Source organism: Pedobacter sp. AC212 (assembly GCF_979258625.1).
Genome location: NZ_OZ409870.1, coordinates 239068 through 255831, shown reverse-complemented (window position 1 = coordinate 255831; position 16764 = coordinate 239068). Strand labels below are relative to the sequence as shown.

The 16764-nt window shown below is 39.2% G+C and carries 10 protein-coding genes; 8 read left to right on the top strand and 2 right to left on the bottom strand.

Annotated elements, in window-relative coordinates; all coding sequences use genetic code 11:
• The first annotated feature begins 9 nt into the window (after positions 1-9).
• The 4 genes from ACZZZC_RS01085 (at position 10) to ACZZZC_RS01070 (ending at position 7963) form a co-directional block, all read left to right on the top strand.
• On the top strand, positions 10-1611 hold the full coding sequence (locus ACZZZC_RS01085) for a SusD/RagB family nutrient-binding outer membrane lipoprotein (RefSeq protein WP_463484444.1): 1602 nt from the start codon (positions 10-12) through the stop codon (positions 1609-1611).
• Between the two features lie 15 nt (positions 1612-1626).
• A complete protein-coding gene (locus ACZZZC_RS01080) occupies positions 1627-2391 on the top strand; it encodes a DUF4397 domain-containing protein (protein WP_463484443.1) in 765 nt (254 codons plus the stop codon).
• A gap of 248 nt (positions 2392-2639) precedes the next feature.
• A complete protein-coding gene (locus ACZZZC_RS01075) occupies positions 2640-6107 on the top strand; it encodes a SusC/RagA family TonB-linked outer membrane protein (RefSeq protein WP_463486408.1) in 3468 nt (1155 codons plus the stop codon).
• 2 nt (positions 6108-6109) lie between these two features.
• The gene (locus tag ACZZZC_RS01070) at positions 6110-7963 is read left to right on the top strand and encodes a RagB/SusD family nutrient uptake outer membrane protein (protein WP_463486407.1); all 1854 of its coding nucleotides are present in this window, start codon (positions 6110-6112) and stop codon (positions 7961-7963) included.
• An 81-nt stretch (positions 7964-8044) separates the two neighbouring features.
• Here ACZZZC_RS01070 and ACZZZC_RS01065 read toward each other — a convergent pair whose 3' ends face one another.
• Positions 8045-9880: an outer membrane protein assembly factor BamB family protein gene (locus ACZZZC_RS01065; protein ID WP_463486406.1), complete on the bottom strand. Its 1836-nt coding sequence runs from the start codon at positions 9878-9880 to the stop codon at positions 8045-8047.
• A 160-nt stretch (positions 9881-10040) separates the two neighbouring features.
• On the bottom strand, positions 10041-10643 hold the full coding sequence (locus ACZZZC_RS01060; RefSeq protein WP_463486405.1) for a porin family protein: 603 nt from the start codon (positions 10641-10643) through the stop codon (positions 10041-10043).
• Between the two features lie 170 nt (positions 10644-10813).
• On the opposite strand from ACZZZC_RS01060, the gene ACZZZC_RS01055 reads away from it, so the two are divergent.
• The 4 genes from ACZZZC_RS01055 (at position 10814) to ACZZZC_RS01040 (ending at position 16640) form a co-directional block, all read left to right on the top strand.
• Positions 10814-11029, top strand: coding sequence for a hypothetical protein (locus ACZZZC_RS01055; RefSeq protein WP_010599278.1), 216 nt, complete (start codon positions 10814-10816; stop codon positions 11027-11029).
• A gap of 139 nt (positions 11030-11168) precedes the next feature.
• On the top strand, positions 11169-12860 hold the full coding sequence (locus ACZZZC_RS01050) for a S41 family peptidase (RefSeq protein ID WP_463484438.1): 1692 nt from the start codon (positions 11169-11171) through the stop codon (positions 12858-12860).
• Positions 12861-12895: 35 nt separating this feature from the next.
• Positions 12896-14221, top strand: a complete 1326-nt coding sequence (locus tag ACZZZC_RS01045; protein ID WP_463484437.1) for an alpha-L-fucosidase — start codon at positions 12896-12898, stop codon at positions 14219-14221.
• 160 nt (positions 14222-14381) lie between these two features.
• Positions 14382-16640, top strand: coding sequence for a GH92 family glycosyl hydrolase (locus ACZZZC_RS01040; RefSeq protein WP_463486404.1), 2259 nt, complete (start codon positions 14382-14384; stop codon positions 16638-16640).
• Positions 16641-16764: the final 124 nt, after the last annotated feature.

Below are 16764 nucleotides of genomic sequence, written 5' to 3'. Positions count from 1 at the left end.
GATAAGAAAATGAAATCTTTAAAAATAATAATATTCACAGTCATTGTAATCGGTTTTACAAGCTGTAAAAAATGGCTCGACATCAACGTTGACCCGGCAACACCTCAAACTACTAAAGCAGAATATCTGTTAGCGCCAATCATGTTTCAAATGGCGAACAATACCGCTACAGATAATCGATTAATATTTAAATACACCCAAGATATGTTTGGTCAAGATGTTACGAGTTTTACTATTGCTTGGGAGAAACATGGCTATCAATCAGCGAGTGATTTGGGCGGATCGATGTGGAGAATGGTTTACATCAATCTCGGGCTTAATTTAGAAGCGATGATTAAAGATGCCGAAGCAACTGATAAATGGACTTACGCTGGTATAGGGTACGCCATTAAAGCGTGGAGTTATCAACTTTTGACAGATGCGCACGGGCCTGTTATTTTAGATGAGGCTTTTGCCAATCAATTGAAGTTTAAATACCAGGATCAACCAGAGGTTTACGCCAAGGTAAGGCTGTGGAGCCAAAAGGCATTAGAGTGTTTTAATAAAACAGATGCTGCTGGTACAGCAGGTTTACTTGCAGGGGTTTCAGGAGATCAGATGTATAAAGGAGATCGCGTAAAATGGAAAAAATTTGTTTACGGTCTGCTTGCACAGCAATATAGCCATCTAATTAATAAACCTGAATTTAATACGCAGTATGCAGATAGTGTAACCAAATATGTCGATTTATCGTTCTCTTCAGCAGCCGATGATGCGACTATAAGTTTTGGAGGCACAAATGCTGCAGATTCGAATCCATTTAGTCAGAACTTTGGGATTTATACCGCAACATCAACTGCAGCGCCAACTTATGGTAGAATTGGCCAACCAATTGTCAGCTTATTAACTGGTGGCGTTAGAGGTACTGCTGCAGTAGATCCTGTTGTTCCTGGTGTTGATCCAAGACTAACCAGAATGATGAATCCAATTCCTGTGACGGGGGTTTATAGAGGTGCATTACCTTTTAATGGTACCGCAACTACTCCTCATATTTTGGGTGCTTTAACCGGAACATCAGTTTTGCCATTTCCAGGAAAATACATTTATTCTAATACCGCAAGATATCCGATCATGAGCTATGCTCAACTTCAATTCGCAAAAGCAGAAGCGCAATTTAGGAAGGGAACTCCAGCGTTAGCGTTTACTGCATATATCAATGGTATAAGGGGGCATATGGAATTTGTAAATCTTTACGGGCGAAACGGATCACCAGCTGCCGCAACCATATCCGCTACAGAAGTTAATGCCTATTTGGCAAGTACCGAAGTTGCGCAAAATGCCGCTGCGCTAACAATTGCTGATATTATGCAACAAAAGTATATTTCGCAATGGGGTTGGGCAGGTATGGAGCAGTGGAGCGATTTGCGTAAATACCATTATGATCCTTTAGTGTACAAAACCTACAGACAACTTGAAGTGGGCGATTTCTTTGAGAGAAACAATGGTAAATATGCTTATAGATTAAGACCAAGATATGCATCTGAATACATTTGGAATCAAGAGGAGTTAGCAAAATGGGGTGGCTTAGCTACCGATTATCACACGATAGAAACATGGTCTAACCTTCCATAATTAAAACTTAAAAAAATGAAGTCAATTATAAAATATTTAGCAGTTGTTAGTATTGCAGCCTTTGCAATTTCTTGCGGCAAAAATGAAATCAATTACGGTGAGTTTGAAATTTTAAGGGATGATCAGGCTATGTTAAAAGTTAACTACAACATTGCTTATGGTTCTGATCCTAATGTGCAAATCAATGTGAATGGTAAACGGGTTAGCACACTTATCAAAACGAGATATCCATACCCTGGAGGTGGCTACGGTACATTGGGCGATTCGAGGCCAGATTATTTGGTGATCGAGCCTGGCGCATCCGAAGTTTCGATCTCTATTCCTAAAAAAGGGACGAGTATTGATTCTGTCGTACTATATAAAACACCAATTTCTACTGAAGCAGGTAAATCATACACTCTCCATTTAACAGATACTGCTGCAAATACGAAAAGCTTATTGGCTGTAGATAATTTTGTATTGCAAGATTCTGGTTTTGTGAAATACAAATTTGTGAACCTGATGCCAAATGTCCCTTCAGTGGATTTGTATTATGGAACAACTTTGGTAGTTGCGAATATCGCTTATTTAAAAGAAAGCGATTTTTTTATTAGACCAGTTTTAACTGGTACTGCACTTGCGTGGACGATTAGAGCAAGTGGCGGTACTACGGCATTGGCAACTTATACAAGTGCTAGTACCTTTCTAAATAGAAGAATTTATACGGTATTTGCAACAGGTTATTCTGGCCGAGCTGATGCGGTTCGAAAGCCTTATGTTGGGTTTTTTCTTACCCGTTAGCTTTTGATTATTTAGTATACAGGCCAACCCATCCGGGTTGGCCTTTTTGTGTTCGTAAAATTACCATTCTACAACGAGTTGACATGGGTGCTTTTGCGCTTTTTTGCGTTTTTGTGCAGGGTACAGAAATATTGACAACTAATATTTGTGTATTTCAAAAAATATTTCATGATATTTACTTAAATATTGCCGTTTTGTGCAGTATTAAAAAAAGCTAATCATTCAAACAACATTCTAAACTTACGTTTATGAGAAAAAAGTTACTATTAATTTTTCTTGGTACGTTTTTGTTGCTGGCTCATGCCATAGCGCAGCAGATAACTGTTACCGGTAAAGTCACATCAGAAGATGGACCGATACCTGGAGTTTCTATTCGAATTAAAGGAGGCTCTTCAGTTGCACAAACTAATGCCGACGGAAGCTATTCTATCAAAGCTGCAAGTGGTGATATTCTGGTTTTTTCTTACATTGGATATGTAACGGCCGAAAAACCAGTTGGTACAAGCGCCACAGTAAATGTAAGCTTAAAAACAGATGCTCAAGGCTTAGACGACGTGGTGGTAGTGGGTTACGGAACTCAACGTAAGGGTAACTTAACCGGCGCTGTATCTACCATTGATGTTAAAAAAACCTTAGAAGGGAGACCAATCGCTGATGTTGGAAGAGCATTACAAGGGGCGGCTTCTGGCTTAAGCGTGGTGGTTCCAAGTGGTGAGATTGGATCTGATCCAGTAATTAAAATCCGTGGACAACTGGCATCTTTTGCAGGTGGTAGTTCGCCATTAATTTTGGTTGATAACGTGGAGATTCCAAGTATTCAATTGGTTAATCCCAACGATATTGCATCGATAACCATTCTGAAAGATGCTGCGGCTGCATCCATTTATGGTGCTAAGGCGGCCTTTGGCGTGGTGTTAATTACCACTAAACAAGGTTCAGGAAGTGATAAACCCTCTATCAATTATTCAAACAACTTCTCATTCCAAAATGTGTGGAAGGATTTAAAAATGGCTGATGTAAATGGTTTGAAATATACAGTCGATGCTTCTGAACGTGTTGGGGTTACTACACCAACCGGGGCATTCTATTATGTTGATAGAGCAAGTTATGAAAAAGCTGTAGCCTGGAAAGAAAAATATGGCAGCACTATAGGGCCTGATGATCCTACTGTGTTTGGAAGAGATTGGTATGTTCAGGGTGCAAATCAAAAAATGGGTGTAAGAACTTATGATCCATACGATTACATGATTAAGGAATGGGCGCCTACTCAGCAACATAATTTATCTGTTGGTGGAACCACTGGAAAAACCTCGTATAACTTAGGTTTAGCTTTACTGGATCAAAGCGGAATGTTGAAACCTGCAAAGGAAGATCGCTTTACGAGATATAATGCTTCGTTAAAAATTTCGAGTGAAATTAATAAGTATTTAACCATTCGTGGAGGTGCATTATATTCACGGAGGAATAAACAATATGCCTACGCAACTAACTCTACAACTGCCGATCCATGGTTATATCTTTACCGCTGGAGCTCATTGTATCCATTAGGAAAAGATGAAAATGGCGATATGATTCGTAGTCCGGAAAGTGAAGTGGCGGCTGCGAACACTGCAAATATTTTACTCAATTACGCTAACGTAAATTTGGGAACAACAGTAAACATCATGAAAAACTGGAAGGTTGATTTTGATTATACCTTCACCAATCAAAATGAAGATTGGAAGCGTCCAGGAACCAGATTTACGGCAAGAAATTCATGGGTAGCACCGAAAGCTCGTTTAGATGCAAGTGGTGCACCGGTTTACGTGAATGATATGGGGCAAGTGGTATCTAGCACCACAGCTGGCGCTATTGCAGCTTATGATTTATCGCTTGATATGTACACCACACCAGGTTCAAGTCCGGATCATTTTGCCAGAACAGCAACAAACTTTTTTATGCATACCATTAATGCATTCACTACTTATAACTGGAATATTAAACAAGATCACGACTTCAAATTTATTTTAGGTTTGAATCGCGTGGCTTCAACTACCGAATCGCAATTTGGTATGATCACCAATCTTGCTGATATTATCAATCCACAGTTCAGATTCGGTACGGGTGTACAAACAGTTATTCCTTCCTCAACAATAATGGGTACTATTCCGGGTGGAGTAAGCATTCCAGGTTCTGACAAAAGATGGGAAGCACAGTTGGGGTATTTTGGTCGTGTAAATTATGCTTTCAAAAATAAGTATCTAATTGAAGGTAACCTGCGTTATGATGGTTCTTCAAAATTCCCGACAGATTTACAGTGGAGATGGTTTCCATCATTCTCTGCAGGTTGGGTAGCCAGCGAAGAGAGTTTCATGGCGTGGACTAAGCCGGTTTTGGACCAATTAAAATTCAGAGGTTCATGGGGATCTATTGGTGATCAAACTGTTCCTAATGGATTGTATATTGCAACAATGCCTAGCGGCCAATCGACATGGATTGGAGCCAATGGTGCAAAAGTAAATTTTGTAGGTACACCTGCAGCGGTAGCTGCCGATATTCAATGGCAAGATATCGTGACTACAAACATCGGTGTCGACGCTACTTTATTGAAGAATAAAATGAATGTTTCATTTGATGTCTTCCAAAGAAATACAAATAATATGATTGTCCCTGCAGAGGGGATTCCATTAACATTTGGAGCAGGCGCACCACAAGGAAACTATGGTTCATTGCAAACTAGAGGTTGGGAGTTAACGGTTGACTTTAACCATAGATTCAAAAATGGTTTGGGCATTAATTTCAGAGGAAATATTTCTGATGCCAAAACAAGATTAACGGCATATGGCTCGGGTACACAGGTAACCGGTAACTATAATGGTAAGGACATCGGTGAAATTTGGGGTTATCGCACAGATAGATTATATCAGTTAAATGATTTTGAACTAGATGGTGCTGGAAAACCAATTCTAATTACTTTAACCGCTGCCGAAAGCAAACTGAATGCAGGGAAACAAACTTATAAATTGAAAGCTGGGCCTAATGGCGAAAAACCTGTTTATCAACCTTTCTTGCAAAATTCTGCCAACTTCCGTTTTGGTCCCGGTGACGTAAAATTTCAGGATGTTAACGGCGATGGTGAAATCAGCAACGGCGATGGAACTTTAGCTAACCACGGCGATTTGGAAGTGATTGGAAACTCAAACCCTAGTTACGAATACGGGTTTAGATTAGGTGCCGATTTTAAAGGTGTTGATATCAGTGCTTTTTTCCAGGGTGTGGGTAGCCGTAAAATTTGGGGAGCTGGCTTTTTGGCTATTCCAGGTTTCAACTCTGCCGATGGCGCAATGCCAGAAGCAATTGCAAGTAATTATTGGACACCACAAACACCTGATGCTTTCTATCCGGCTGCGTATAACAATGCAGCAAGCGGTACAACAAATAACATGCAGGTTCAAGATCGATACTTGTTAAATATGGCTTACATCAGGCTTAAAAATTTAACGGTAGGTTATACGTTCCCACAATTGTTAACTAAAAAAGTGGGTATAAGTTCACTTAGAGTATACACTGCGTTAGAAAATTTCTTTACCTGGGATCATTTAGGCGATTTACCGATCGATCCGGAGAGTATAAGTGGATACTCAGTTTGGGATCAGTCTAACTACAATGGCGGTCGTACCGGAACAGGAATCCCAGCTTTCAAGAGTGTTTCTTTTGGTTTACAGTTAACATTTTAAAAATGATGATGATGAAATATTTCAAATATATATACGGCCTGCCTCTTTTGGCAAGTCTATTAATTACTTCTTGTAAAAAAGATGTTTTGGATCGTCCACCATTAACAGATTATGTCGATGGCCAATTTTGGCGGGGTGAGGATGATATTCGGATGTATGCAAATGCTTACTATCCAAATTATTTTAATGGTTACAACTCTGGGTTTGGAGTAGATTATACTCCTGTTAGAGGTTATACTTTTTCTGATGATGTAACAGGGAAAAATGTTCAAACCAATTTTGAAAGCAGTGTACCAACCAGCCGAGGATCAACTCTTGAATCGGCAGATTGGTTAGGTACTTATGCTGGTCCCACCTGGGATTTTGCCTGGGTCCGTAAGTCAAATGTTATGATCAATAGATTAGACAATGTGGCTAAACCTAAAATTTCTGCAGAGGCCTACAACCATTGGTCGGCTGTGGCAAGGTTTTTTAGAGGTTTTGAATACAGTAGATTGGTAAGTGTATTTGGTGATGTTCCTTATTTTGATAAAGAAGTTTCGGACACTGATTTAGCTACTTTATATAAAGATAGAGATGCTAGAGGAGTGGTGATGGATAAGGTTTATGATGATTTTAAATTTGTAATGGCCAACATGCGTGAGAACGATGGTGCACAATATTTGAACAAGTATATCGCTGCGGCATTTATCTCCAGATTTATGCTCTTTGAAGGAACTTATGAACACTATCACGGTTTAGATGCTGCAAGAGCTAAAAAATATCTTGAATTTGCAGTAGAAGCTGGAGATTATGTAATCAATAGCAATAAATACAATTTTACCCGCGATTTTAAATCTATTTTCTCGAGTGATAACCTGGCTGGTCATCCAGAGGTGCTATTATACAGAACTTATGATGCTGCGCTAGCGGTAACCCATAGTATTGGCTCGTACCAAAACGGAACAGAAGTAGTTGGTGTAGATGCGAACTTGGTCTTAGTTAAATCTTTCTTGTTAAACGATGGGAGAGTTTGGCAAAATTCTGCGGTGGCTGGAGCAAACTCATTTACGATAGCCGATTTGGTTAAAACGAGAGATCCACGGTTTGAAGCCTCATTTTATGATAAAGCACTCATTCCATCGGCCACCTTGTTATACGGCTTTAAATTTGCTTCAAGAGATGCGCTTACTTATATTGGTAAAACGTATCCGGCAGCTTGGGGAAGTAATACCAATACCAGTGATGCGCCAGTAATCCGTTTGGCAGAAGTGGTGTTAAATTGGGTGGAAGCAAAAGCCGTTTTGGCTCAGTATTATGGTGCGGCGGCAGTTACTCAGGCAGATTTAAATAAATCGGTAAATGCGATTAGAAGCCGTCCGTTAGATGCTGCTGCAATTGCGAAAGGGGTTTTGAAAACTGCTCCTTTAACTATCGGTGCATTGCCAGTAGATCCTGCCCGCGATACGGATGTTCCGGATTTAATATGGGAAATTCGTAGAGAAAGACGTATGGAATTCGTTTTTGAACACACCAGGCTGTTGGATTTAAAACGCTGGAAGAAATTGAACAACATGAATTTTAGTACCAACTCAGATTACTTCTTAGGACCATGGGTAAATGTACAAACAGAAGCGCCAGCCTATTTAACTTCAGCCAATGCAACAGCAGGCAACGTTAAAGTAAAGAAAGCTGATGGTTCAATTGTAACTTACAATGGAACCAATGCTGCGGCAATGGTGGGTTATTGGATGGTTACAAATGCAACAAACAGAAACGCATTTACTGACAGAGCTTATTTGGCGCCAGTTGGTCAGGCACAGATTATTCAATACCAAGAGAAGGGTTTTAAACTTACCCAAACCACAGGTTGGTAACTAGGTAATAATATAAATCAGCAACAAAAAAGGGAGCCTTTGCAAATTGGCTCCCTTTTTTGTTGATTAAAAATTTAAGTATTATTTCTTCGCATTTATCCAAACCACTTTTCCGTCCATAGTACTCACCACAAGATTTTTTCCGTCAACTACATTTACGGTATTAATCATCGAGTTATCTATTTTATGTGCCCATGTTGTCGATTGCTTTTTTGGATCAATAGCATAAACAACACCATTTTTGGTTCCAAAAAATACATTGCCATCTTTCTCAATCAGCATAGAAGGAACATGCTCATAACCGAAGCCTGCATTATATCGCCAAAGCACACCAGGGTCTTGAGGCTGAGCCTTATATGCCACAATTTCATCCTGCATCGTTTTGCCGTAAATGGTTGTGCTATCAGTTGATAAACCAATCGATTCACGAACGGTGGCTTCTTTATTTCTCCAAAGCGTAGTGCCATTACTCGCATCAATTGCTGTCAAATATCTATCTGGTGCAGAAATGTACACATTACCCTTTGCCGCTACAGGGGTAACCATTGCCGGAGAAAACATTCTGTTGCCCTGGCCATTGTTCCATTTCCAAACCAGGCTACCCGAATTGATGTTAAGCGCATATAAATGCCTGCCCCATGAACCGAAAATAATTTTACCTTGATAGATAAGTGGCTTACCTACTATTGTACCTTCAACTTCTGTAAATGCCCAAATTTCTTTACCAGTTTTAGCTTCTAATGCCCTGAAAGTATTATCACTACCTCCAATATAAATGTTTTTTCCACTAACAACAGGCGATCCTAAAACGGAGTTTGGAGTTTCTTTTTTCCAAACCTCTTTCCCTGTTTTTTCATTTAGGGCATAAATGTTTCCGTCGCCAGATCCGAAAATCACTAAATTTTCAACAATCACAGGCGAAGAATAAATGGCACCCTTGCTATGAAAGGTCCATTCTTTCTTTCCGGTCTTTTTATTTAGTGCCTCAACCAAACCCAAACTATTCCCAAAAATAACCCGATTGGCAGAATAGGCTGGTGTGTTTACTACATTGGCATTCGAATGATAAGACCACAATTCTTTCGTATTCGCATATTTATTGTTGATGGCGAAATCTGGTCTATAATATTTCTTTTGATCATCCTGAAACGTTTTCAATGCTATTTTCCTCCAGGCTGGAGCAATGAGCTGAGTCGGTTTTTTAGTTTGAAAGAAAACACTATCCTTGGTCATATTTACTATGTTATAACCGCCAATGCTATCTTTCGTCCTTAAGTTCGAGCGACCCATGGTTGCCTCTATACCTTCAAAATTATACGGTTTATTGCTATGCCCATGGCCGCAAATGGCATATTGAATGTTGTATTTTTTCAAACGATCAGTTGCTTCGTACCAATTATCCAAGCTGTTATCTAGCGGATAATGATTGGCAAAAACAATGGGCATGTTTTTAGGAGTTGCTTTTAAAACACTATCCAGCCAAACAGTCGCATCTCTTGGAATATGTCCGTCACTCATTCTTACATAAGGACCAGAAGCACAAGCGATAAAACGATATCCATTATGATCAAAAGTAAATTTATCATTTCCAAATTCTTTGATAAATCTTACTCCCCCAGATTCCGACCATCCTGTATCATGATTGCCAGGAATAATATGGTAGGGCTTTTTTAAGCCTGAAAGGATTTGTTTGGCTAAACTCAATTCATTATTGGTGCCCATTTCGGTAATGTCGCCAGTAACAATAATAAAGTCGATGTCAGATAATTCATTGATATCGGCTACCGTTCGGCGAAGATCTTCTTCTCCTGTTGATGATCCGACATGTGTGTCAGTCACAAATGCGTATTTGAAGTCTTGGGCCTGAAGTCCAAAAGACACCAGCAACGCAAATAATAAAAAAATGGGGGTTTTCATTGTTGTTAGTTTAAAATGCAGATATAAAAATCGTGTTTTTTTAATCTAACTACTTGCTGTAATGCCAATTTTACAGAGGTCCAGATAAAGGGAGGCTTACCGGAAGCTTAACCATTTAAATAGTTAAAGCGCCAGAAAAATATTCTGGCGCTTATATCAACTACAATATCTTAAAGCCTAAACTTAACTGAAATAAGTTAGGTTTCTGAGTATACTTTTCACTTTTACTAATGTTTGATAATCCGGCTTCATAACGCAGATCCACAGAAATAGAGCCTACATCTACCCCCGCACCAGCTTGGATTCCAATAGCTTGATTTTTGTAATTGTCGAAATCTGTAGCTTGATCGTAGGCACTGCTAAAGCTAGAATTTTCATCCAGCACAAATGATACCACTGGTCCGGCCATTAGTCTGAAATTTAAGTTTTTTGCACCGAATTTCGTTCCCAGTAAAACAGGAATATCCAAAGTGGTAAATTTTACTTTACCTTCTGCAGCAACTTCCGTATTGTTATTATTGGTAAAGCTGATGAACTTATTGCCTTTGCTGCCAATGTAGACCTCTGGCTGTACATAAAAACTTGCACCGCCAATACGTGCCCATGCACCAACTTGATAACCTAATCGGTTTTCTTCGCTGGCGAAATCTGCATTGAGTTTGGCCAGGTTAACACCTGCTTTAATACCTAAATTGAAGGTTTGTGCCTGAGATGTTACCCAACCGGCGGTTAGGAAAACAATAGAAAGGATGATTCTTTTCATTTTTTTGAATGTTTAATGTTTGTGTGTTTAATCAATTGGATTTTATAATCCGCATTTCAGCACAATTATCGTGCAAAACATTCCTGTTAACTCTATTTTTTTCAAAGCCCTCACAAAAAAATGGCGATGTGAGCAAATATTTTTTACTTTTGCATCAAATAAAATCTGCTATGGCTAACTTTCAACTTACTTCTGAAACTGCTTTTAAAGTAAAAACTAAATTTTTAAGGAAATACCGCGATTTAGCGAACGAGCCTTTAGAGTTTACGCCTGGCAAGGAAGATCAATTGGTTGAAGATTTAATGCGTTTGGTAAAACGCGACCGAACTTACATCGAATTCACCATTCAAAAAGCATTAGCCGATACTAAAGGCAACAGACTTTAAGTTAAAATCCATCTCTTTCTTTTCTGCATAAAGCACTTTCAAATATCTTATTTTTAATATTTGGGCCTTTTCGTACATTTACCTTTATAAAAAACAAATCATCCATCAGCTTGCTGTTTTGGATTCCAGAATTTAAGGTATGAAGAAACTAAAATATTATGTTTTAGCAGCAGGTTTGACTTTAGCTGTTTTCTCTTTTTCATTTAGGGAAGATCTATTTCTGGTATCGAAAAACTTAGACATTTTCGCATCGCTGTATAAAGAAATCAATATCAATTATGTTGATGAAACCAATGCGCCTCAGTTAATGAAAACAGGGATTGATGCCATGTTGGAAACACTCGATCCTTATACAGAATATGTTCCCGAATCGGAAATCGAAGATTACAAACTAAAATATATTAGCACCCAATACGGTGGAATTGGCGCAGCAACGGTACTTATTGACGGAAAACTTTTTGTAAATGATGTAAGTGAGGGCTATCCGGCTAACAAAGGTGATGTGAAAGCCGGCGACCAGATCTTAAAAATAAATGGAATCGAAATCAAAGGTAAAGATCGCACTCAAATTAGTCAGTTGTTGCGTGGCCCAAAAGGTACACCAGTCGATTTGACCTTGATGAGAGACGGTAAAGAGATTTCCAAAAAATTAAACCGTGATGAAATTAAGCAACCTAACGTATCTTACTCGGGTATGATTGGCGATGGCATTGGTTACATTAGGTTGGATAAATTCTTAGAAAATTCTGGTCAGGAAGTGAGGGATGCTTTAGTTAACCTTAACAAAGAAAACCCTAAAGGCATTGTTTTGGATTTAAGAAATAATGGTGGGGGTATTTTGCAGGAGGCTGTTAAAATTGTAAATCTATTTGTAGATAAAGATCAGTTAGTGGTAATTCAAAAAGGTAAAAATGCCGAAAAAACCATCACCTATAAAACGCAGATGATGCCAGTATCTCCCTCAGTTCCATTGGTGGTTTTAGTAAACGGCAATTCTGCATCGGCTTCCGAAATTGTGGCCGGTTCGTTACAGGATTTAGATCGGGCTATTGTAGTTGGCCAACGCAGTTATGGAAAGGGATTGGTGCAGCAAACATTTAATCTTCCGTATAACAGTTTGGTTAAAGTTACTGTAGCCAAGTATTACACACCATCAGGCCGATGCATTCAAAAACTCGATTATACCCATAAGGATGTCAATGGAATGGCTGAGCGATTTGCCGATTCTACTATTGCGATGTATCAAACGAAAGCGGGCAGAAATGTTTACAGTGGAAATGGCGTTTACCCCGATTTGGTAGTCAACGCAGATAAACTTAGTCCGGTTACCATTACCATGATTAACAAAAGTTTATTCTTTAACTATGCCAATATCTTTTCGAAAAAAACTACAAAATTAGAATCAGCGAAAACATTCCAGGTTTCAGATGCAGATTATGCTGCATTTGTAAGCACCTTGGCTGATAAAGACCTCACCTATCAAAGCAGAACAGAAAGATTATTATCTGATTTACGTGTTGAGGCAGAAAAAGAAAATAAATCAGCGGAGGTGAAAGCTGATTTAGAAAATTTGAAATACAAGCTTACTTCATCAAAAAAGAATGATTTGGCTACACATAAGGCAGAAATAAAAAGGGTTTTAGAAGCACAAATTATAAGCAGATATTTTTACGAGAAAGGTAGAATAGAGCAGAGTTTCCAATACGATAAAGAACTGGCGGCAGCAAAAACCCTGTTTGCCAATCAAACTCAAATGTTGGCTATTTTAAAAGGAGATGGCAATTATAAAGTAATTGGCAAGCCCGTTAAGGAACCGACAAGTATAGATTAGACCATCCTTTCTTCAACCAAATTTAAACATCAGTTATGAAAAAATTATGCCTGATCATTGCTTTTATTGTAAATGGTTTGTTTGCTGGTGCACAAAATTATGTGCCTGCCCCATCTAATATCGAAGCACGCAATTGGTTTGCCGATGCTCGCTTCGGGCTGTTTATTCACTGGGGTCCATTTAGCATTCCTGGAAGTGGCGAGTGGGTAATGAACGAGCGGAAAGTTACCGTGGAGAACTACACCCGTTTGGAAAAGTTCTTTAACCCCATCGATTTTGATGCGCAAAAATGGGTCGCAACGGCTAAAAATGCCGGGATGAAATACATTACCCTAATCACAAGGCATCATGATGGTTTTAGCATGTGGGATACCAAATATTCGGGTTTCAATATCATGAACACCCCTTACAAGAAGGATATTGTGAAGATGATGGCAGACGAGTGTAAAAAACAAGGCATTAAACTCTTTCTTTATTACTCCATACTCGATTGGCGCCGCGAAGATTATCCACATGAAACGGGCAGAACTGGCCAGTTTAGCGGGAGAAAAGGACATGGAAACTACGCAAGTTATCTTCAGTTTATGAAAAACCAACTCACCGAGTTGCTCACCAACTATGGTGAAATTGGTGGTATTTGGTTCGATGGTCATTGGGATCAAACCGCTCCCGAAGGAGAGAAAGACCGAACATCTAGACTCGATTGGAAGTATGACGAAATTTATGGTTTAATACACAAGCTTCAGCCTCAATGCATGATCGGTAATAACCACCATCTTTCCCCATTGCCAGGAGAAGATTTCCAAATGTTTGAACAAGATTTACCTGGAGAGAATAAATCTGGTTTAAGCTTTCAGGAAGCAAGTGCCCAAATTCCTTTAGAAGCTTGTCAGACTATAAACGGTTCCTGGGGATTTAGCCTCACTGATACTTCCTATAAAAGTGAAACCAAACTTATTCAAACCCTGGTGAAGGCAGCAGCTTTAGGGGCTAACTTATTGTTAAATATAGGCCCTATGCCAAACGGAGAAATCCAGCCTGAGTTTACTGAGCGACTAAATAGTATGGGCGATTGGTTAAAAATATATGGAGAAAGTATTTATGGTTCCAACTCAGGTTACTTAAAACCGCAAGATTGGGGATGCATTACGCAAAAAAGCGACAAACTATTTATTCATATTTTTAAAGCACAGCCTGAAATTTTGTTGAAAGGCTTCCCATTTAAGAAAATACAAAAAGCTTATTATTTAAAAGATAAGAAAGCGGTAAGCGCAACTTTAAAAAACGGTTCGCTCCATATTCCTATTACTGGAAATATCAATAAAAATGATGAGGTAATTGTGCTTGAAATCAAGAAGTAAACATTGTTGAATTACTGCAAAATTTTTAGTGATGACAGGCTTCTTCAGTAAAAGAAGCACAATCAATTGAGTAGTCGTGATCAACTTTTCCCGAATAATTCTCTAAGTCCATTTATAATTTATTAATTTGTAAATCGATTTAGCTTATCCTATTTAGACTATGAAAATTTTTAGTGCAAAATTAATCGTTTTTGCTTCGGCCATATTATTCACCAATGGAATCAACGCTCAGCAAAATTCGAAACTAACTCAGTTTGTAGATCCCATTATTGGTTCTGCAAAACACGGGCATGTTTTTGTTGGCGCAAATGTTCCTTTCGGAGCGGTACAACTTGGTCCAAACAATATTATGGAAGGCTGGGATTGGTGCAGCGGTTACAACTACGTAAGCAAGACCATCACTGGTTTTTCGCATACCCACCTAAGTGGAACCGGCATTGGCGATTTGGGCGACATTTCAATTATGCCCGTAACAGGCGCAACTGTTTTAGAGAAAGGTAAAAAGGGAGAAGAGGATAAAGGCTACCTGTCGACATTTTCGCACCAAAATGAAAATGCCAAAGCTGGTTATTACAGTGTTTTACTCGATAAATACAAAATTAAGGCAGAACTAACGGCTACCGAACGTGTAGGTTTTCATCAATACACCTTTCCGAAAAATGCCCCAACGCCACATGTTATGATCGATTTGGTGGAAGGCATCGGTTGGGATGCACCAACAAATGCATCTTTTAAACAAATCGACGCCAATACTATTGTCGGGAATAGAAATTCTAAAGGCTGGGCAAATGATCAGCGCTTGTATTTCGTCATCAAGTTTTCTCAACCCCTAAGAAGCTTCGATATTTATGAAGATAATCAGCTGAAAGAAAGCAAAGATGTTAATGGCAAAAAGCTGAAAGCAGTAGCCAGTTTTGCAGCAATTAACAATAATAAACTTCAGATAAAAGTGGCCTTATCTCCGGTAAGCATTGAAAATGCCATCTTAAACCTTTCAACTGAACTGCCTGGGTGGGATTTTGCATCCACGACGAAGAAAGCTGATGCGAAATGGGAAAAAGAATTGTCGAAGGTTAAAATCAATGCTTCAGCCAATACAAAAAAAATATTCTATACCGCTTTGTTTCATACCATGACGGCACCATCACTTTTTAATGATGTGAACAACGATTATCTAGGCACCGACAAAAAAGTATATAAACAGGCTAATTTCACCAACTACACTACTTTTTCACTTTGGGATACTTACAGGGCGGCGCATCCTTTATACACTATCTTACATCAGGATCGGGTGAGTGATGTAGTGAACACCATGTTGGCCATTTACAAGGAGCAGGGCAAACTTCCGGTTTGGCATTTAATGGGCAACGAAACCAATACCATGGTGGGCTATCATGCTGTTCCGGTTATAGTAGATGCTTATTTGAAAGGCTACCGCGGTTTTGATGAAAATCTTGCTTATGAAGCAGTAAAACAATCTGCCATGCAAAAAACGGAAGGCATCGATTACATTCAGCAACTTAAGTACATTCCAGCCGATAAAGTTAACGAATCTGTTGCCAAAGCCCTGGAATATGCGATCGACGATTACTGTATAGCCATGTTTGCAAAGGCGCTTAATAAAACTGAAGATTATCGATATTTTAGCAAAAGGGCACAGCTTTACCGCCAATATTTTGATCAGGATGTTCAGTTTATGCGTGGTAAAATGGCCGATGGGAAATGGCGTACGCCGTTTAGTCCGGTTAAGGCCAAGCACCGTGAAGATGATTATACAGAGGGTAATGCCTGGCAATATACCTGGTTGGTTCCTCAGGATGTGGAGGGTTTGACCAATCTTTTCGGTGGCGATAAACCTTTTGTAAACAAACTCGATTCTTTATTTATCGTTCCTGCCGATTTAGGTGAAAACAGCTCACCTGATATCTCTGGTTTGATCGGCAATTACGCTCAGGGAAATGAGCCCGGTCACCACATTCCTTATTTATATGCTTATGCCGGTCAGCCCTGGAAAACAGCCGAATTGATTCGCAAAATTGACAACGATTTCTTTACTGCGAAGCCTGATGGTTTGTGTGGAAACGAAGATGTAGGCCAAATGAGCGCCTGGTACGTTTTTTCTGCGCTTGGTTTTTATCCTGTAAATCCCGCCAATGGTACCTATGTTTTTGGTACGCCTTTAATTAATTCGGCAACCATTAAATTGGAAGGAAACAAGAACTTCGACATTAAAGTGCTAGGAAATTCTGTGGCAAATAAGTACATACAACGCATTTTAATTAATGGCAAACCTTATAATAAGTCGTTTATTGAGCATAAAACCATAGTAAATGGCGGTTCCATGGAAATTTACATGGGCAATACGCCATCAAAATTATGGGGCATTAATGCTGCAGATCGACCAGTTTCAGGGAAATAGTGAGTTGGAAATTTACGGGAGATCGTTTTGGCTAGGGTAGCCCTGCTATCACTAAAATCTTTTTAATTTGTAGAGTTGACAACTTTCTTTCTCGGTTGCCATAAAGTTGTCAACTCTTGAAAAC